This window comes from Neorhizobium sp. LjRoot104 (genome assembly GCF_964253725.1).
Lineage (GTDB): Bacteria > Pseudomonadota > Alphaproteobacteria > Rhizobiales > Rhizobiaceae > Neorhizobium.
Genome location: NZ_CAXURS020000002.1, coordinates 911,050 through 928,865, shown reverse-complemented (window position 1 = coordinate 928,865; position 17,816 = coordinate 911,050). Strand labels below are relative to the sequence as shown.

The window sequence follows — 17,816 nt, the reverse complement described above, 5'->3', positions numbered from 1 at the left end:
GCGCCTCTTGTTCTCCGGCCGGCGATGGGCGGCTATACTTCTGCTTGATAGAGGCAGATTGGCCTAGTTTTGCGCCGCGGTCTATTGCTGACTTGGCCCCATGCTGTTCGGGTACGTCGGAGGGTGCTGAAGCGTGTCGATTGTCCACGAGCCAAGGAAGTCTCTCCAAGGCTCCAAGACAGCCTGACGCATTCTAGACCCGCAGAGGTTTTGCCAAACCCATTCGGTCGCGCAGGGTCGTTCCTTCGTATGCCGTGCGGTAAAGCCCCCGGTCCTGCAGGAGCGGGACCACCATGTCGATGAAATCCGTCAATCCGCCGAGAAAATGCGATGGCATGATGTTGAAACCGTCCGCAGCACCCGTCGTGAACCACGTCTCCAGCGTATTCGCTATATATTCCGGCGTGCCACAAAGAACCCAGTGCCCACGCGCCGCAGCCACGAGATTGTAAAGGTCGCGGAGCCGCATGTTTTCGCGTCTCGCCTTGTCCAGCATGACGCGGGCAAAGGCATGATAATTGTCGGAGGGACCGATATCGGGGATCGGTCCGTCGAGGTCGTACTGGCTCATATCCACGCCGAAGCGATCGCTGAGAATGGACAACCCGTTGGTCTCGCTGACGAACCCCTGCAACTCGGCGAGTTTGTTGTGCGCCTCGCGCTCGGTGTGCCCGACGATCGGCATCACGCCTGGCAAGACGACCATCGAATCCGCAGCACGTCCATATTTCGGCAGCCGCCCTTTGACGGAGGCATAGAAGGCGCGAGCCTCCTCGAGATCCTGCGTGACAGAGAACACCACATCCGCGGACTTGGCCGCAAGCTCCTGCCCCGGCCCGGAACCACCGGCCTGCAGGATGATCGGCTGCCCCTGCGGAGAACGGCCGATGTTGATCGGTCCCTTGACCTTGAAATGGGTGCCGTCGTGATCGAGTGCCCGGACCTTTGTTGCATCGATATAAACGCCGCTTTGCCGGTCGGCGACGATTGCGTCGTCGGCCCAACAGTCCCACAGACCCCGCACGACGGTCAGGAATTCCTCGGCGATTTCGTAACGTTTGGAATGGTCCGGATGGATCGTTCCGAAGTTGGCCGCCGCCGCCGGGTTGGCTGTGGTTACTGCGTTCCAGGCCGCTCGGCCTCCGCTGATGTGGTCGAGCGAGGCGAAGGCGCGTGCCACCGTGAACGGATCGCTGTAGGTGGTCGACATCGTGGCGCCGAGGCCGATGTAACGCGTCGCGCCGGCGATCGCGGCCAGAAGCGTGAGCGGCTCGAGCCGCGCCGTGTAGGATGGGTGGGCGCCGGGATCAGCGTTGAGGTTGTCGCCCATGAAAATGAGATCGAACAGACCGCGCTCCGCCTCCGCGGCGATGCTTCTGATCATCTCGATATCCTGAAAACTGTCCATAGCCCCCGGCATCCGCCATCCCGCGACATGGCTGCCGGTGCCCAGAAGAAAGAGGCCGAGGTGAATACGACGCGTCATGGGATTGCTCATTTCCAGAAGATGTAACGCTGCTCGACGAAACTGATCGCACCGAAGAAGCAGAGGCTGATCGCCGACGCGACGATGATCGCCGCCCAGACCTGCACGAAATCGATCTGCAATACGGCCTGATAGATCACCCAGCCGAGGCCGCCATAGGCACCCAGCATTTCGGTCACGATGGCGACGATGACGCTGCGGACGGTCGATACCCGCATGCCGGCGATGATCAGCGGCAGCGCCGTGGGGAGGCGTAGGCGCCAGAGCACCGCCATCCGCCCGGCACCGAACGAGCGGACCAGGTCGACCGATTTGCGATCGACGCGATCGAGCCCTGCAACGGTGCTTAGAAAGACGGTGAAGCTGACTGCAACAGCGACCATGACGATCTTGGACGTCATGCCGATGCCGAACCAGAGCAGGACGAGCGGCGAATAGGCGACGACCGGCACCGAGTTGATGGCCGTCGCGGCGGACATCACGGCCCCGCGGGTGCGGGGAACCATGCTCACTCCCACGGCGGCGGCGATGCCGATGACGCAGCCCAGCAGATAGCCAGCCAGGGCTTCCACCGCCGTAAAGCGGGCAGCCGAGGCGAGGTCGCCCGCGTCGGCGATCAATCCGGCGATAATACTGCTGACGGAGGGCAGAATATAGGCCGGGAGATTGAAACCGCGGACACTCAATTCCCAGATTGCAGCGAGGAGGAAAGCGCCGGCGAAACCGCGGCTGATGCGGCGTGCGTTGCTGCTTGCAGCGACAGTGGTCATTGTTCGGCTCCCCAGAATACGATCCGTCGCTCCAGTTCGGAGACGACCGCATAAAGGCCGATCCCCAGGCAGGCAGAGGCGACGATGGTGACCCAGATGCCGACGACGTTCTCGTTGTACATTGCCTGCAGCAGAAGCACGCCGAGGCCGGTCGTATCGCCGAACCATTCGCCGACGATGGCACCGATCAGCGACAGCGAGGAGGCCAGCTTGAGGGCAACGAAAATCTGCGGCAGCGCGGCTGGCAGATAGAGACGGCGCAGGATCTGGCCTTCCTTGGCGCCGAAGCTGCGCATCAACGCGACCTGGCGGGGATCGACCGCCGCAAACCCGAGGAGGGCATTCACCGTGACCGGCAGGAAGCTGATGTAGAAGGAAATGACCGCCTTGGCGAACAGCGTGTTTCCGAACCACAGGACGACGATGGCGCCGAAGGCAATGACGGGAATGGTCTGCGACACCACGAAGAGAGGAAAGAACAGCTCTCTCAGAATGGTCCAGCGGTGGAAGAGCACGCCCATCGCGACACCGAAAAGACTGCCGGCGACGAAACCGACGACCGTCTCCAGCAGAGTACGCCACATGCTCAAGAGATAGGCCTGTGGCGTGGCCAGGAAAGCGGCCGCGATCGCGCTCGGTCGCGGCAGGTAATAGGGCCTGATTCCCAGCGTCACGACGATCAACTCTACCGCCAACAGGAATGCGGCGATCCAGATCAGCGATTTCAGTATTGAAACAAACCTGCCCGCCTTTACGGCGGACAGGGAAGCACCGGCCAATACTGCATCGGACGGGCCGGAGAGGCTCATAGCCGCTTTTCCGCGACGGGGATCTTCGACAGGAAGCTGTCGTCGAACGCGGCGTCGAGATCGACAGGCTTGGAGATGACCTTGTATTCAGCGAGCAGGCTGTTGGCGGAACCGACGGCAGCCTTGTCGATGGCGAAGAGGCCATCGGTGCCGCCCTTTCCGGCGACCATCAGTTTCTTGATCTCGGAGAGCATCACCGCCTGCTGGCCGCGATCGAGGGTCGGCGCCACCTTCATGACGATGTCGATCGCTTCTTTTTCGTTGGTCAGAGCGTATTTCCAGCCCTTGATGCTGGCACGCAGGAATTTCTCGACCAGTTCCGGCTTTTCCTTGGCGGTCTGTTCCGAGACGATCAGCGTATCGCGCGGAAAGGAGACGCCGCTATCTTCGGGGACGAAGATCCGCAGGTTGTCCATGCCGGCGCGCGCAGCAACGACCTGCAGTTCGTTGTAGCGGGTTGCGGTCGCCACATCGACCTGCCTGTCGATGAACGGGGTCATCGACACCTGCTGCGGCTGGAGATCCACTTCGCCCGGCTTGATGCCAGCCTTGGACAACATGGCGGACAACACGTGGTTTGCGCCGGTGAACCAGGCCGTCACCTTCTTGCCCTTGAAGTCTTGCACCGTCTTGACCGGGCCATCCTTGTAGGTGACGAAAACGAACGGCGTGACCTGATGCGCCACGCCGATGCAGACGATCGGCAGGCCCTTGTCGCGGGCGGCAAAGACGCTATCGGTGCCGCCTGAAAGACCGAAGGTATCGGCGCCGGTCGCCACCAGGTTTTCGGTCAACAGATTGGGGCCGCCGGGGTTGATGGTGAGGTTGATGCCCTCATCCTTGTAGTACCCCTTTTCCAGCGCGACGTAGAAGCCGGCGAACTGGGACTGTGTCAGCCATTTGAGGCGCAAGCTCGCATTGACCATTTGCTGGGCAGCGACCGGGGTCGCGCTGTAGGCCAAACCTTGAATACCGATGACGGTTGCGGCAAGCGCCGCCAGAAGCTGTCGTTTTTTAAGCATGGTTCCTCTCTGTGCTTTTGATTGGCTGTGAATTGTCGTCTCCTCCCGATTTATCGGCGGTAATCCGATCCCTCCCGTTCGAGCTGGCGAAGGAAGGCGGGCCATTCCCGTTCCCCCGCAATCAGGATGTCGCCCTTGTTCTCCCAGAACTGGCGGGCGGCTTTTTCGCAGACCTCGTGCGGAGGTATCAGAAGCTCTGCGCCGGCAGCTTGCAGGTCGAGCTGGATGCGCGCGGCGCGTTCGAAATAATAAAGCAACATAAAGGCCTCGCCGGGCGTGCGGCCGAGCGTCATGATGCCGTGGTTGCGCATCAGCATAACCCGGTTGTCGCCCATGTCGGCGATCAGGCGGGCCTGTTCGTCCATGTCGATCGCCACACCTTCATAATCGTGAAAGGCCTGGCGCTGATAGAAACGCATCGCAAACTGCGTCAGCGGCAGCAGGCCGTCCTTCTGGCAGGAAATGGCGGTGCTGGCGTCGGAATGGGTGTGAAGAACACAGGCCGCATCATGTACCGCCTTGTGGATGGCGCCATGAATGACGAAGGCGGCCTTGTTGATCGTGTAGGGCGTATCGTCGAGCTTGTTGCCGTCGATATCGATCCGCACGAGGCTGGATGCGGTTATTTCGCCGAAGAGGAACCCATAGGGATTGAGCAGAAACTGGTCGTCATGCCCCGGTACACGCATGGAAATGTGGTTGTAGATCAGGTCGTCCAGGCCCAGACGCGAGACCATGCGGTAGCAGGCGGCGAGATCGACACGCGCCTTCCATTCGGCCTCGGGAATGTGGGCGGGACGTTCGGCATATTCCGTAGCCATCGGTATTTCCTCTTTTTATTTAGTGTCCTGAAGCGATGAAGGACTTCATGCTTTCCTCCTCGATGGCGTCGAGAAGCTTCTTCTTCAGCGCGACGAATTCCGGCGAGGTGACAATGTCGGCCTTGCGGGGGCGAGGCAGGTCGATCTTCTGTTCCAGCTTCACCTTGCCCGGCCGGGCGGTCATGACCAGCACTCGGTCACCCAGAAAAATCGCCTCGTCGACATCATGGGTGATGAAAAGGACCGTCCGCCGGTGTTTCTGCCAGACGTCGAGAAGCCAGCGCTGCATCATGGTGCGCGTCAGGGCGTCGAGCGCGCCGAACGGCTCGTCAAGCAGCATCAGGTCGCGCCTGAAGAGAAATGTCCGCATCAGCGCCACGCGCTGGCGCATGCCACCCGAAAGCTGGTTGGGATATTGGTTTTCAAATCCGGCAAGCCCGAATTCCGGCAGCATCTTCAGCGCTTCGGCACGGGCCTGCGCCCGTGGCATCCCCTCGATCTCCAGCGCCAGGATGGCGTTGTCGATAACGTTCCTCCAAGGCAGCAGCAGATCTCGCTGCGGCATGAAGGAAACCTGCCCGAGCAATTCGGATGCGGCTGAACTCTTGCCGCGAAAACGCAGGATATTGCCCGGATCCGGCTCTTCGAGCCCCGCAAGGATGTTGAACAGCGTGCTCTTGCCGCAGCCGGAAGGACCGACAACCGTTACCAGTTCACCCGGATGGATGGTTGCTTCGAGACTATCCAGAGCCACAACCGGGCCGAAGCTCTTGGACACTTTCCGCAGCTCGATCAGCGGCTTGTCACCGGAGGCCGTCCAGCTTGGCTCCGACACCATTTCCGGGACAGCCTGCAGGGCCTTGGCGGGCCTCAACAGGCCCGCGAGACCACGCGCCGCCGGATTCAGGCCGCATGTGTAATCTTCACTCCAGGCGATCGACATATCCGTCATCGAGAAGGCATCCCTGTGCATGCAATTATCCCTTTTACGGATACAAGCAAGCTGCGTGCCACATTGACAATATCTTGCGTCCGACAGAATCCGGGCATTTCAGGCGTAATTTTGAGACTTAATCGCCGACATCGTAAATGGACACGAATAGGAATCCTCACAAAATATCCAATATGTCAAAATATGCATCCAGAATGCGCATATTTTGGACGCAAGATGACTGCTATTGCGGCAGTTTGAATCCGTCAGCCCCGCAAATCGGCCACGCCCGCGGGTGTTGGCTGCTCTGTGGATAATGGCACGGCATTTGCGTGGAAATCTCATCGTCATATTGCGCAATCCGAAGCGGATATCGGGCGGCTCAAAAGATCGGGAGACACAAATATGCCGGATGAACCCAGGCGTGTGGCCTATGTGGCGCACTGTCTCATGAACCAGAATGCCAAGGTGAGCGAATTCGCCAAATGCGCCGGCGTCTTTTCTCCACTGGTCGAGCGTCTGGTGAAGAACGGCTTTGAACTCCAGCAACTGCCCTGCCCGGAGATGAGCCATATGGGTGCCGTCCGCTGGTGGGCATCCCGCGAGCAATACGACACGCCGGGCTATCGTCGTCACTGCCGCAACCTCGCCAAAAGCGTCGTTGATCTCGTGATGCTGCATCAGGACGCCGGTTACGACGTCGTCATAGTCGGCCTGGACGGCAGTCCCTCGAGCGGCGTGCGGCTGACCAGCACCAAGGCATCCTGGGGTGGCCGGCCGGAAGGCGCCGTCCACGGTGGCAGCGACCGCCGGCCGGGCATGGGCATCTGGATGGAGGAGTTGAAGTTCGAGTTCGAGGAACGCGGCCTTGCATTCCCGCGCGCCACGGGCGTTGCAATGGATGCGCAGGATTTCGACCTGCAGAAGGCCATGGTCGAACTCGACGAGTTCCTGACCGAAGGCAAGGAGAATGCCGCGTGATCCGGGAAGACCTCAGAAGCCGCCGCATCGCCGTCATCGCCGATTTCGTCGTCAATCCCGGTTCCGCACTCTATGGCAGGCGGCAGGCGCCGCCGTCCGGTTTCATGGATGCCCTGGTCGAGCGTGGCTGGGGCATCATGAAAATGCCGCCGCATGTGGCGAAACTGGAAAGCTGCGAAAGACTGATCGAGGTTTCCGTGGGCGATCTCATCGATTACCGCAAAAACGGCTATGACGTCGTGATCGCCGCCGTGGAGGGCCTGCCTCAGCAGGGCGTCTGGCTGGACGCAATGGCAGCCTGCTTCAGGAAAGTCGGCAAGGACATGCCGCCTATCGTCACTATTCGCTCGGATGCCACTGCTACCGATGCGGACGCGTTGGATGGCGCATTGGCGCCGGCTGCCTGAGCACTTCTGAACATTGGGTTCCAACCGGCGGGATACGCATCCCGCCGGGTCTGAAAGCCGTCAGCTTTCCGCGAAAGCCTGCTTCAGCATCTGCACAAAACCCTCGGTCGAGGCTTGTTCGATGATGCGGGCGTTGACCTTATATTCCGGCCAGCGTGTGCCGAGCTTCGGCGGATGGATGGCGGAAAAGCCGCGGGTGATTTCGCCCGCAGTCTCGATGCGTACAACAGCTTCGCGTGACGACTCGATCAGGTCGGGGTTTAACAGGCAGGCGCAGGTCAGCGAATCCGGGTGGGTGCTGACTGGCCGGCCGTAACGCGCTTCAGCAGTTTCGCGCGGTACGGCGGAAACTTTGCGATAGAATTCCGACAGCGGCGTCTGCATCGCGAAGATTTCGTCCAGGTGATCGCCTTCGAGAAGCCCGGAACGCATGGTCAGCGTCCAGGTGGAGAGCGTGATATCGAAACCCGCTTCAAAAACGATGCGGGCCGCTTCCGGGTCGATGAAGAAGTTGTATTCGGCGCAGGGCGTGATGTTGCCGACCGCGTTATCCGTTCCGCCCATGATCCAGAGTTGGCGAACCGCCTTGGCGATGCGCGGCTCCTTCATCACGGCGAGCGCGATATTGGTGAGCGGCGCCTGGGCGAGGATATCGATCTTGCCGGGCTCGGCCATGACCCGTTCGATGAGGGCATCGACCGCATGCATGGCCTCGGGACGCTGGCGGGCGATCGGCAGGTTCGCGCCGCTCATGCCGTCATTGCCATGCATTGTGGACGCCTCCCAGGGCTTGACCATGGGACGACGCGCGCCGAGATAGACCGGCACCTTGCCGGAGAAACCCGCGGCCTCGATGGTCGCCAGCGCGTTTTCCACCTGCTGATCGAAGGGCACGTTGCCAACGCAGATGGTGACCGCCTCCAGCGTAGAGCCCGGCGTGCGCATGGCGAGCAACAGCGAATAGGTGTCGTCGCCCGCCGTATCCGTATCGATGATCAGCCGCATCTCAATAGAACTCGAAGCCCATGGTGCGGGCATGATAATGGAAGCCGCCGTCCTGCACGATCAGGAATTCCGCCCGGGTATCGCCGTCATTGTGGTGGCTGTGCTTGGCGGCCGGAGGCGTCACCAGTGTTGCCCATGGCGACCAGGCGCATTTGGCCTCTCCTACCATCGAATAGGCCGGATCGCCGTTGACCACGAGGGTGATGGCGGCGGAGTTGTGCTTGTGCGGCGGCTGGAAGCTGTGCGGCTTCAACGTGTTCAGCGACAGCGTCATCGTCGTGGTGATGTTACGGCTGGCTTCTGTCTTTTCCGCCGAGAAGATCAGCGCATGGCCGGACGTGCTGGCATTGGCGTTCGTCCCGTAAACGACATCGAGCTGGTGGTCGATCTCGCCTGCCGGGTAGTGCACGAAGCTGACAGCCGCCTTTTCGCCGGTGATCGGGACCGAGCCGTCGAACATCAGCTGCGGATCATTGCCCACCATCCAGAAGATGCTGTCTTCGCCCGCGGTGATCGCGGAAGCCACGCCGCCGGGGAGAAGAAAGACATCGCCCTTGCCGAGTACGGCCTCCTCGTCACCAACAAGGAGCGCCGCCTGGCCGTCTATCATGTACCAGATCGACGCGGTATTGGTGAGCGTCGTATCCAGGGTCTCGCCGGCTTTGACCACCGCATAACGGGCCAGCATCAGCGGCGTGGTTGCCGGGAACGGGCATTTCATCTCGGCGGACAGATCGCAGTTGATGAAACCGGTCTTTTCGAGCGCAAATGCGCTTGCCGGCTCGTCGGTGAAAATCTTGCCCGGCACCGGCGGAAGCTTGATGTTGAAGGCATTTCCGGAGTTGAAATAGCGGCCACGCGCTTGCGCGGCATTGGCTGGATTGCTCGGCAGCTGGACCGGCATTTCGGCCATGTCGTTGACGGTGCTCATGATGCGTCTCCATGTTTGGGTGAAAGACCCGCCTGCTCCAGGAGCAGATCGAGAAGAACGGTCGCGCCGGCCGCGACGTGTTCCGGTTCGGCCCACTCATCGGGATGATGGCTAAGGCCGCCGCGACAGGGGATGAAAATCATCGCGCTCGGTGCCAGCGGCGCCATCTGCCGGGCATCGTGACCTGCCGCCGAGAGAAGGTCCAGTGCTGGATAACCATGCCGGGCCGCAGACCGGCGTATCGCTGCCTGGAGCTTCTCGTCGAACGTGTTCGAAGGCGCATCGACCAGACGCCTGATCTGGAAACCGCAGGGGTGCGCCTGCTCGGCGACGATCGTTTCGAGGCGCAGGCCAAGCCGGTCAAGCACGGCATTGTCCGGATGCCGCAGATCGATGCGGAAGACGGCCCTGGACGGCACCACCGACGGCGCGTTGGGGGCGACCTCCACGCGGCCGATGGTGAACTTCACTACGTCATCGATCACCGTGTCCCGCTGCATGTGCACCGCCATGCGGGCAAATGCCTGCAGCGCGTCCTGCCGCCGCTCCATCGGCTCGGTGCCGGCATGTGCCTCGCGTCCGGTGATGACGATTTCGTAGGTCTTCTTGCCCTGGATGCCGGACACGACACCGATCACCGCGCCGGTTCTTTCGAGCACATCGGCCTGCTCGATATGCGGTTCGATATAGGCGTGAACGGGAAACCCGAGCGGTCGGCGCTCTATATTCGGGAAGGCTGCATGAACGTCCGCCAGCGCCTCGGCGACCGAGATGCCTGCGGCATCCTTCACCGCCAACACCTCTTCCATGGTCCTTCGGCCGGCGAAAAGCTCGGACCCCATCATCCCGGGAGCGAACCGGCTGCCTTCTTCATTCATCCACGCAACGACCATGATCGGCCGCTCCGGCACCAGACCTGCCTCGGCGATCGCTGTCACGGCTTCCAGCGCCGCCAGCGTGCCGAACGCCCCATCAAAAAGACCGCCCGTCGGCTGGCTGTCGGCATGACTGCCAGCGACGACGGGCGACAGGTGGGGAAACTTGCCGTCGAGCGTCAGAAAAAGGTTTCCGGCTGGGTCGGTGAACGGCCTCAAACCGACTTCCGCGCCCCAACCGATCATGCGGCGCCAGGCGAGGATTTCCTCGGCCGAAAGGGCCTGGCGATTGACGCCCTTCTCCGGCAGGGCGCCATCCCTGCCAAGCTCCATCAGCCGCGACCAGAGCCGCACCGGGGATATCGACGCCACGCCGGTCATCCGCTATTCCGTCCGCATGACCTGACCGGGGTCGGCGCGCGGATCACGCACCTTCCACGCCCCCGCCTCCACCTGGGCGATGAAATCGGACACCAGCATGTTGAACAGGGCCGGCTCTTCCAGATTAAGCGTGTGCCCTGTCTTGGGCAGGATCGTCAGGCCGGCCGCGGGAAGCGTCTTCTTGAGGAAAATGCTCGGCTGGAGGCAATGATCATCCTCGTCGCCCGTCATGATCAGGGTCGGAACCGCCATCTTCTTCAACTCGTCTTCGAGGTCCCAGAAGGATGGCCGGCGGCATTGTACGCCGCGCATCGTGTTGGCAGCGCCGACGGCGGAGTGCCGCGAAAGCCGCTCCGCAAAGGCGGCCCAGCCGCGCGGATCCTTGTTCTGGAATTGAACCCGGCTAGCTCCGAGCGCGTAGATCTTGGAAAAGCCGACGGGATCCTTCTCGAAATTGCCGGCCACCTTCAGCGACGTGTTGCGGAAATAGTCGGCCGTGGCGCGTTCCGTGCCGTAACCGGCGCCGGCGACTGTCAGCGACAGGGCCCGTTCGGGGAACCGAAGACCGAAATGCAAAGTCGCAAAACCGCCCATCGACAGGCCGACTATATGGGCCTTCTCGATGCCGAGACCATCGAGCACGGCCAGAGCGTCTTCGGCGGCAATGACCTGCGAATACTGCTCGACATCCGCCGGGATATCGGACGGCGCATACCCGCGTGCGGCATAGGTGATACAGCGGTTGCGTCGCGGGAAGAAGTTCATCTGCGGTTCCCAGGCATCGTAATTGCCGCCGAACTCATGGATGAACAGGATCGGCGTTCCGGTCTCTCCCGCCGTTTCGTAGTAGAGCTTGATGCCATCCTTGCTAGTCACGAACATGAACCGGCGTCTCCCTGCAATATGCTGATCTCCAGACCGGCCCCTAGAAAAGGGCCGGGACGTCGTTGAGCGTCCGCGCGGTCGCGATATAACCGGGCAGGCCTTCGCAGAACCGCTCGGCCCAAGCACTCGGCACCGAGGTCGAGACCTTGATGAACCGGTCGCCAAAGCGCGCGGTGTGGTAACGGCCCTGCCGGATCATCACGCCTTCGCGGCGGGCGGCTTCGACGATCGCTTCCGGCGAAACACCGGTCGCCGCCGTTTCGAGCACAAGAAAATTACCATGCGACGGCTGGACCGGAACCTTGATACCGGCTGCTTCCGCTGCCGTGACGATCATTGCCTTGTTCGCACGGTCGATGGAGCGCACGTCCTTCATCCATTCGGCCTTGACGGCAAGTCCCGCCATCGCCGCGCGTTGCGCCACCACGGAAGCGCCGAGCACGGACGTGGAGACAGACGAAAACTCATCGACCAGCGCAGGCGACGCGACCAGTGCACCGATGCGCATGCCGGCCAGGCCCAGCCACTTGGAGAAGCTCAGCGAAACGACGGTGCCTTCCGGCGCGACCTGCAGGACCGGTGTATGGCCGTCTGCGAAGTCCCTATAGGTGCAGTCGTGGATCATCAGCGCGCCGACCGAACGGGCGATCCCGGCAAAAGCCTCGATTTCCTCGCGGTCATATCGGATGCCGAGCGGATTGTTGGGATCAACGATGTAGATGATGGCACAGCGCTCATCGACGGCCGCCCGAAGCGCATCCGGCGTCAGCTTGTAATGGGTCGCCGGATCATAGATCGGGATCTGAATGACTTCGGCACCTGCCTGTTCGGCGAACATGCACGGCCATTTCCAGGTCGGGTCGGTCGTTACCAGAGTCGTGCCGGGCTTGGCGCGTGCCTTGCAGATCATCGCCAGCGCGTTGACGCCGCCTTCGGTGACCAGAGCCTCGGCGAACGCGACGCCAAGATCGGCAACAATCCCGGCGCGAAGCGCCTCGAAGCCCATCGGCGGCGCGTAGGCGTTGAATTCAGCAGCCTCTACCGAGCGGATCATCGCCTCGCGCACTGCGGGGTGCGCGGGGATGTGGTTGGTGTTCTGCCCCATCCACGCCAGATCCGACGTGGAGAAAAGGTCATCAAAGTAGCGGTTCCGAATACGGGCGTCGCTCATGATCGTCAGATCACCGAACCGCGGGCAGCGATGCCGCCGTCGATGGTGACGACGGTGCCGGTGATATAACCGGCCTTGGGCGAAGCAAGGAAGACGCAGAGATCGGCGACTTCTTCAGCCGTGGCAGGACGCTTGCCCGGATACTTTTCGTAGAGTTCTTTCCAACGGCTCTCATCGCCAAGCATGTCGATCGCCTTGCGCTTCATGATCTTGAACATGCGCGCGGTATCGACCGGGCCCGGATTGACGCCGATGACGCGGATGCCATGATCGAGGCTGCGGCCGCCCAGAGCCTTGGTGAAACTCATCAGTGCGGCGTTGCCGGTCGAGCCGGCAAAATAGGCGGCATCCCAGTTCTCGCCGGAATTGCCGATGACGTTGATGATCACACCGTCGCGGCCCTTGCGGCGCTTCCAGAATTCACGCGAAAGGGTAATGTAGCCGAAGACCTTGAGATCGAAACCACGGCGGATGGCCTCGTCGGTGACGTCCTCGATCGAACCGGCGGGAATATCGCCGGCATTGTTCATCAGGATATCGTAATCGCCGCAGGCCTTGTCGAGCGCCACCATGGCTTCGGTCGTGCTGAGATCGGCTTCGTGCACCGTGACATTGATCGGGTATTGCGCAAGCTCCTTCTTCAGGTCCTGCATGGCGGCGCCGTTGCGAGCAGCCAGATGGAGGTGACATCCTTCCGCAGCCAAGGTCTTGGCAATCGCATAGCCGATGCCCTGGGATGCTCCGGTGATGAGAGCCGTTTTGCCGGCGAGATTGAGTTCCACCCTGCGTCTCCTATAAAAATACATATTTCTCTTTTTTGCATACGCCATTTCAATGCTCTGTCCATAGAAATTTTGGGCGACCTTGAAAAAACATCCCTATAATTTGAGATAGCGATTAATAATATTTCGATATGACGCTTATATGAGCAAATTCTCTAGGCAAATAGACGAATAAATGAGCAGTTCGCGATACCTACCGAGAAATTCTCATGCGTATACATTTATCTCTTGCGCGGATACATTTTCCGTCACTAATGTCTGGGTGGCGGGGGCCGCGGTTTCCCCGAGATTCTGAATAGCGGAAGGCCCGAAAGCCGGCATGGCAGACGTTCAGCTTAAAAAGGTGGGCAAGACCTACGAGAGTGCTTCGGCAACCACGATCGACGGACTTGACCTGCATATCGATAGCGGCGAATTCGTGGTGCTCGTCGGCCCCTCGGGCTGTGGCAAGTCCACGACGCTGCGCATGATCGCCGGCCTCGAAGAGGTCAGCAGTGGCGAAATCTGGATTGGTGACCGCCGGGTGGACGAACTCGATCCGCGTGAGCGCGATATCGCCATGGTTTTCCAGAACTACGCGCTCTATCCCCATATGACCGTTGCCCAGAACATGAGCTTCGGCCTGCGTCTGGCAAAGGTGGACAAGGCGGAAATTCGCCGCAAGGTGGAGGACGCCGCCAGGATCTTGGAGATTTCCGCGCTGCTTGACCGGCGGCCGAAGCAGCTTTCCGGCGGCCAGCGGCAACGCGTGGCGATGGGGCGCGCCATGGTTCGCGATCCCGCCGTATTCCTTTTCGACGAACCCCTTTCCAATCTAGACGCCAAGCTACGCGGACAGATGCGCGCGGAAATCCGTCGGCTGCACAAACGGCTGAAAGCGACAACCGTCTACGTGACCCACGATCAGGTCGAGGCGATGACGCTCGCCGATCGGGTCGTGGTGCTGAATGACGGCAAGATCGAGCAGCAAGGGACGCCCCAGGAACTTTATGAGCGTCCGGCAACCCGTTTTGTGGCAGGATTCATCGGAAGCCCGTCGATGAACTTTCTTCCGGCCCAGGTTGATCTCGAAGGCGGACAGCCCGTGCTCAAGCTCTGCGATGCGGTTCTGCCGGCACCCGCTGACCGGCGGGATGCTCTCCTACCCCATGTGGGGAAAACGATCGAAGTGGGGTTAAGGCCGGAGCATTTTCTGGCCGGCGAAGGCGAGCCGGACTTTTCCGTTCCCGTCGATATGGCCGAATTGCTCGGCCCGACCACTCTGATCCACTTCACCCTTGCCGGCGTACCCTGCGCAGCCATGCTGGCGCCACAGCATGCTCACCCCGAGGGTGGCCTGCAGCCGCTCCGTATCGCACATGACCGCATGTCGCTTTTCGACCCCGATACCGGCGGCGCCATCTGAAAGTTCCGCCGGATAAAACACCAGAAGGAGAACGGCTGATGAAGATCTTTGATATTGTTTTTGCCGGTCTGCTGGGCGCCACGGCGCTGAGTGCGACCGGCGCGCAGGCGCAAACCGGAGCTGCCTGCACCGGCGAAACCGTGACGCTGCGCATTCTGCGCACGCCCGGCAATTATCCCTATCCCAAGCCGATGGAAGCCTGGCAGAAGGACAATCCTTGCGTCAAGTTCGAGGTCAATGAAGTCCCCTTCCCGCAACTCGCCGATACGATCTCGGTCCAGGCGGCCAGCTCCAACCCGCCCGACATCATCGTCTATGACGGCCCGAACACCCAGTCCTACGCGGCTGCCGGCATCCTGCTGCCGATCACCAAATACCTTCCCAAGGGCTGGGACGACGACATCCTGCCCGCCACGAAGGCCGAGCACAGCTATAATGGCGAAGTCTATTCGCCGGGCATCGAGCAGACCACCGTTGCCATGTACTATAACAAGAAGCTGGTCGAAGCAGCGGGCATAAAGCCGCCCCAGACCTTGGCTGAGGCGTGGACCTGGCCTCAGGCGCTCGACGCCTTCAAGAAATGCCAGCAGGGTCCTGCAGGCGCCGCCACGGTCTGGGGTCTCGGCCCGACCCGTTTCGGCAACGGCCAGCCAGGCCTGGTCTATCAGGACCTGACCTATCAGCGCTCTGCCGGCGACCCGAAGGCAGCCCCGACCAGCAGCGCCTACAAGACCTTCTGGGCGTTCGCGCCGGACGGCAAGACGGCCGAAGGCTACCTCAACACGCCGGAAGCATTGGAAGCGCTGAAATTCTACCAGTCGATGTTCAACGCTGAAGGCGTTGCGCCGAAGGTCGGTATTCCGAACGCATTCTTCGACGCCAAGGCCTGCTTCTACATTGACACCCCGGCTGCCGGTAACGCGCTGATCAAGGATCCGAAAATCGAATGGGGCATCACTCCCCTGCCGTATTTCAAGACTCCGGTCGTGCATACGGGCTCGACGACATTCGGTGCGACGGCGCGTTCCAAGCATCCGGAGATCGCTGCAAAGTTCGTGGTGGACATGTCTACGGGCGAGTATGCCTATATGAACGTCAGCCAACGCGGCAACCTTCCGACGTTGAAGAGCCTGTTCTCCCGCTTCGACGTCTACAACAAGTATCCCATGAAGGTATTCGTCGATCAGCTTCAGTCCTGGGGCCAGCCGCGCCCGCCGGGCCCGAAATTCGCCCAGTATGACAAGATCGTCAGCGAAGCGCTTCGCGGCGTCGCCTTCGGCGGCGATCCTGCCACGCTGATGGCGGATGCTGAGAAGAAAGTTCAGCGTATCCTCGACCGATAATGACAATGGATGCGAGAATGTCGACAGGCGAACAGACACTCCCCGCCTCGGCGGGTGCAAAGACCCGGCCGCGCAAGGCCGCCACCCGGCGGCAGAAGCAGGAGCGTCTGGTCGCCGTCGGCTTTCTCGCGCCCTTCATGCTGCTGCTGTTGATCTTCCAGTACGTTCCGCTGCTGGTGATGGCCCGCAACAGCTTCTACGATTATTCGCTGCTCAACCCGGGCGCGGAGAAATTCGTCGGCCTGCGCAACTTCACCGATATGATCGAATATGACGATGCCGGAAAAAGTTTCGGCATCACGTTCCTCTTCGCGTTCGGCGTGGTGGTGTTCGTCATCCCGATCGCCTTTGCGCTCGCGCTGTTCCTCAATTCGAAACTGCCGGCCCGCGGTCTGGTCCGCACCATGATCATGCTACCGGTCGTCACGTCCTCGGTGGTGATCGCGACGATGTGGTCCTTCCTGCTCGATCCCTCGAACGGATTGATCAACGGCGCGCTGGATATCGTCGGCGTCGCCCGGCAACCGTTTCTCACCAGCACCACCCAGGCACTACCGTCGCTTATCGCCATGACGCTGTGGCAACAGGTCGGGTTCGGAGCGATCCTTTTTCTGGCCGGCCTTCAGGGCGTACCTTCCGAGCTGGGCGAAGCGGCACGCATCGATGGCGCCACCCGGTGGCAAGTGCTGTGGAACATCACGATACCCCTTCTGTCGCGAACCACGCTGTTCGTCGTGGTGATCATGACGGTGTATTCGCTGCAGGCCTTCGCGCCGGCATTCCTGATGACCCAGGGTGGACCGCAGGAAAGCACCAACCTGATCGTCTACCACATCTACAATACCGCCTTTATCATGCAGCAGGCCGGATATGCCTCGGCTCTCTCCGTCATCTTGCTGCTCGTCGTCCTCGCCATCTCGATGGTCCAGATGGCTCTCCTGCGATCCCGTTGGAACTACTGACATGAGAACGACCCGCCTGCGCCGCACCGCCCTCACCCTTGTGATCATCCTTCTGATCATCGCCTGTTTTCTGGCGCCCTATGCCTGGGTCGTTGCCTCCTCGCTCAAGAATCAGTTCACCGTGTTCGGCGATGTGACGCCGCTCTCGTGGCGCGCGTTCGCCCCCGTCGGCGCGACGATCGAAAACTATGTTTCGCTGTTCCAGCGGACGAATATTCTAGGGGCTTTGATGAACACCGCTATCGTCGCGATCGGGCAAGTGGTGTTCACCCTGCTTCTCTGCTCGATGGCCGCCTATGCGCTGACCCGCATCAAGTTTCCCGGCGCCAATATCGTCTTCATGCTGATCCTCCTGACCTTCCTGCTGCCGATCGAGGCCATGATGGTTCCCCTCTATCAGGTTGTTTCCGGGCTCGGCCTCTCCAATACGCTGGTCGGCATCATGATCCCCTGGATTGCCAGCCCCTTCGGCCTCTTCCTGCTGAAACAAGCGTTCGAGGAACTGCCGGCCGAGCTGGAGGACGCTGCCCGCATCGACGGTGCCGGCCACGTCCGCATCTTCTTTTCCATCGTCCTGCCGAACGTCAAGGTACCGATGGTAACGCTCGGGCTCATCACCTTCCTGTTCTGCTGGAACAGCTTCCTGTGGCCTCTCGTCATCGTTCAGGATCCGGCACGCCAGATCATCCAGGTGGCGATCGCCCAGCAGGGCTCCCCGACGCAACTGCCGAACTGGGGCGAGACCTTTGCCGGAGCAACCGTCGCCACGGTGCCGCTCATCCTGCTCTTCCTGATGCTGCAGAAATATTTCACGCAGGGCATGGCCACCAGCGGCATAAAGGGCTGATC

General features: G+C 61.1%; 18 protein-coding genes. 6 read left to right on the top strand and 12 right to left on the bottom strand.

Going from position 1 to position 17,816, the window contains the following annotated elements; genetic code table 11:
* Positions 1–193: 193 nt before the first annotated feature.
* From ACSQ8R_RS26540 to ACSQ8R_RS26515, 6 genes are read right to left on the bottom strand one after another with little or no spacing between them, the layout of a single operon-like run.
* Positions 194–1,486, bottom strand: a complete 1,293-nt coding sequence (locus ACSQ8R_RS26540; RefSeq protein WP_436256326.1) for an LLM class flavin-dependent oxidoreductase — start codon at positions 1,484–1,486, stop codon at positions 194–196.
* An 8-nt stretch (positions 1,487–1,494) separates the two neighbouring features.
* Positions 1,495–2,256, bottom strand: coding sequence for an ABC transporter permease (locus ACSQ8R_RS26535; protein WP_436256325.1), 762 nt, complete (start codon positions 2,254–2,256; stop codon positions 1,495–1,497).
* Positions 2,253–3,065, bottom strand: coding sequence for an ABC transporter permease (locus tag ACSQ8R_RS26530; protein WP_436256324.1), 813 nt, complete (start codon positions 3,063–3,065; stop codon positions 2,253–2,255). The genes ACSQ8R_RS26535 and ACSQ8R_RS26530 overlap by 4 nt, the downstream gene beginning before the upstream one ends.
* Positions 3,062–4,087 (bottom strand): ABC transporter substrate-binding protein, encoded by a 1,026-nt coding sequence (locus ACSQ8R_RS26525; RefSeq protein WP_436256323.1) that lies wholly within the window; start codon positions 4,085–4,087, stop codon positions 3,062–3,064. Before ACSQ8R_RS26525 ends, ACSQ8R_RS26530 begins: the two co-directional genes overlap by 4 nt.
* Before the next feature lie 50 nt (positions 4,088–4,137).
* Positions 4,138–4,908, bottom strand: coding sequence for a class II aldolase/adducin family protein (locus ACSQ8R_RS26520; RefSeq protein ID WP_436256322.1), 771 nt, complete (start codon positions 4,906–4,908; stop codon positions 4,138–4,140).
* Between the two features lie 19 nt (positions 4,909–4,927).
* On the bottom strand, positions 4,928–5,881 hold the full coding sequence (locus ACSQ8R_RS26515) for an ABC transporter ATP-binding protein (protein ID WP_436256321.1): 954 nt from the start codon (positions 5,879–5,881) through the stop codon (positions 4,928–4,930).
* Positions 5,882–6,244: 363 nt separating this feature from the next.
* Here ACSQ8R_RS26515 and ACSQ8R_RS26510 point away from each other — a divergent pair, with 363 nt between their 5' ends.
* Complete coding sequence (locus ACSQ8R_RS26510) at positions 6,245–6,820, top strand: hypothetical protein (RefSeq protein WP_436256320.1); 576 nt, start codon at positions 6,245–6,247, stop codon at positions 6,818–6,820.
* Positions 6,817–7,227: a hypothetical protein gene (locus ACSQ8R_RS26505; RefSeq protein ID WP_436256319.1), complete on the top strand. Its 411-nt coding sequence runs from the start codon at positions 6,817–6,819 to the stop codon at positions 7,225–7,227. Before ACSQ8R_RS26510 ends, ACSQ8R_RS26505 begins: the two co-directional genes overlap by 4 nt.
* Positions 7,228–7,287: 60 nt before the next feature.
* Here the strand turns inward: ACSQ8R_RS26505 and ACSQ8R_RS26500 are convergent, their stop codons facing one another.
* The 6 genes from ACSQ8R_RS26500 to ACSQ8R_RS26475 are packed head-to-tail and all read right to left on the bottom strand — an operon-like array spanning position 7,288 to position 13,257.
* The gene (locus tag ACSQ8R_RS26500) at positions 7,288–8,232 is read right to left on the bottom strand and encodes a nucleoside hydrolase (RefSeq protein WP_436256318.1); all 945 of its coding nucleotides are present in this window, start codon (positions 8,230–8,232) and stop codon (positions 7,288–7,290) included.
* Position 8,233: 1 nt separating this feature from the next.
* The gene (locus ACSQ8R_RS26495) at positions 8,234–9,163 is read right to left on the bottom strand and encodes a cupin domain-containing protein (RefSeq protein WP_436256317.1); all 930 of its coding nucleotides are present in this window, start codon (positions 9,161–9,163) and stop codon (positions 8,234–8,236) included.
* Positions 9,160–10,419, bottom strand: coding sequence for a M20 family metallo-hydrolase (locus ACSQ8R_RS26490; RefSeq protein ID WP_436256316.1), 1,260 nt, complete (start codon positions 10,417–10,419; stop codon positions 9,160–9,162). The genes ACSQ8R_RS26495 and ACSQ8R_RS26490 overlap by 4 nt, the downstream gene beginning before the upstream one ends.
* 3 nt (positions 10,420–10,422) lie before the next feature.
* Positions 10,423–11,301 carry an alpha/beta fold hydrolase gene (locus ACSQ8R_RS26485; RefSeq protein ID WP_436256315.1) on the bottom strand — a complete coding sequence of 293 codons (879 nt, stop codon included), beginning with the start codon at positions 11,299–11,301 and terminating at the stop codon, positions 10,423–10,425.
* Between the two features lie 43 nt (positions 11,302–11,344).
* Complete coding sequence (locus ACSQ8R_RS26480) at positions 11,345–12,475, bottom strand: pyridoxal phosphate-dependent aminotransferase (protein ID WP_436256314.1); 1,131 nt, start codon at positions 12,473–12,475, stop codon at positions 11,345–11,347.
* Positions 12,476–12,480: 5 nt separating this feature from the next.
* Entirely contained in the window at positions 12,481–13,257 is a 777-nt protein-coding gene (locus ACSQ8R_RS26475) for an SDR family oxidoreductase (protein ID WP_436256313.1), read from the bottom strand.
* Between the two features lie 319 nt (positions 13,258–13,576).
* Here ACSQ8R_RS26475 and ACSQ8R_RS26470 point away from each other — a divergent pair, with 319 nt between their 5' ends.
* From ACSQ8R_RS26470 to ACSQ8R_RS26455, 4 genes are read left to right on the top strand one after another with little or no spacing between them, the layout of a single operon-like run.
* On the top strand, positions 13,577–14,662 hold the full coding sequence (locus ACSQ8R_RS26470) for an ABC transporter ATP-binding protein (protein ID WP_436256312.1): 1,086 nt from the start codon (positions 13,577–13,579) through the stop codon (positions 14,660–14,662).
* Positions 14,663–14,700: 38 nt separating this feature from the next.
* Positions 14,701–16,005 (top strand): extracellular solute-binding protein, encoded by a 1,305-nt coding sequence (locus tag ACSQ8R_RS26465; RefSeq protein WP_436256311.1) that lies wholly within the window; start codon positions 14,701–14,703, stop codon positions 16,003–16,005.
* A 17-nt stretch (positions 16,006–16,022) separates the two neighbouring features.
* On the top strand, positions 16,023–16,967 hold the full coding sequence (locus ACSQ8R_RS26460) for a carbohydrate ABC transporter permease (RefSeq protein WP_436256310.1): 945 nt from the start codon (positions 16,023–16,025) through the stop codon (positions 16,965–16,967).
* 1 nt (position 16,968) lies between these two features.
* Complete coding sequence (locus tag ACSQ8R_RS26455) at positions 16,969–17,814, top strand: carbohydrate ABC transporter permease (protein ID WP_436256309.1); 846 nt, start codon at positions 16,969–16,971, stop codon at positions 17,812–17,814.
* Positions 17,815–17,816: the final 2 nt, after the last annotated feature.

What these genes read in the sequence shown, in the direction of transcription:
- ACSQ8R_RS26470 (WP_436256312.1), top strand. Translation starts at nt 13,577, where the DNA reads ATGGCAGACGTTCAGCTTAAAAAGGTGGGCAAGACCTACGAGAGTGCT.
- ACSQ8R_RS26460 (WP_436256310.1), top strand. Translation starts at nt 16,023, where the DNA reads ATGTCGACAGGCGAACAGACACTCCCCGCCTCGGCGGGTGCAAAGACC.
- ACSQ8R_RS26540 (WP_436256326.1), bottom strand. Translation starts at nt 1,486, where the DNA reads ATGACGCGTCGTATTCACCTCGGCCTCTTTCTTCTGGGCACCGGCAGC.
- ACSQ8R_RS26495 (WP_436256317.1), bottom strand. Translation starts at nt 9,163, where the DNA reads ATGAGCACCGTCAACGACATGGCCGAAATGCCGGTCCAGCTGCCGAGC.
- ACSQ8R_RS26515 (WP_436256321.1), bottom strand. Translation starts at nt 5,881, where the DNA reads ATGCACAGGGATGCCTTCTCGATGACGGATATGTCGATCGCCTGGAGT.
- ACSQ8R_RS26510 (WP_436256320.1), top strand. Translation starts at nt 6,245, where the DNA reads ATGCCGGATGAACCCAGGCGTGTGGCCTATGTGGCGCACTGTCTCATG.
- ACSQ8R_RS26480 (WP_436256314.1), bottom strand. Translation starts at nt 12,475, where the DNA reads ATGAGCGACGCCCGTATTCGGAACCGCTACTTTGATGACCTTTTCTCC.
- ACSQ8R_RS26520 (WP_436256322.1), bottom strand. Translation starts at nt 4,908, where the DNA reads ATGGCTACGGAATATGCCGAACGTCCCGCCCACATTCCCGAGGCCGAA.
- ACSQ8R_RS26485 (WP_436256315.1), bottom strand. Translation starts at nt 11,301, where the DNA reads ATGTTCGTGACTAGCAAGGATGGCATCAAGCTCTACTACGAAACGGCG.
- ACSQ8R_RS26465 (WP_436256311.1), top strand. Translation starts at nt 14,701, where the DNA reads ATGAAGATCTTTGATATTGTTTTTGCCGGTCTGCTGGGCGCCACGGCG.
- ACSQ8R_RS26525 (WP_436256323.1), bottom strand. Translation starts at nt 4,087, where the DNA reads ATGCTTAAAAAACGACAGCTTCTGGCGGCGCTTGCCGCAACCGTCATC.
- ACSQ8R_RS26530 (WP_436256324.1), bottom strand. Translation starts at nt 3,065, where the DNA reads ATGAGCCTCTCCGGCCCGTCCGATGCAGTATTGGCCGGTGCTTCCCTG.
- ACSQ8R_RS26535 (WP_436256325.1), bottom strand. Translation starts at nt 2,256, where the DNA reads ATGACCACTGTCGCTGCAAGCAGCAACGCACGCCGCATCAGCCGCGGT.
- ACSQ8R_RS26455 (WP_436256309.1), top strand. Translation starts at nt 16,969, where the DNA reads ATGAGAACGACCCGCCTGCGCCGCACCGCCCTCACCCTTGTGATCATC.
- ACSQ8R_RS26500 (WP_436256318.1), bottom strand. Translation starts at nt 8,232, where the DNA reads ATGCGGCTGATCATCGATACGGATACGGCGGGCGACGACACCTATTCG.
- ACSQ8R_RS26490 (WP_436256316.1), bottom strand. Translation starts at nt 10,419, where the DNA reads ATGACCGGCGTGGCGTCGATATCCCCGGTGCGGCTCTGGTCGCGGCTG.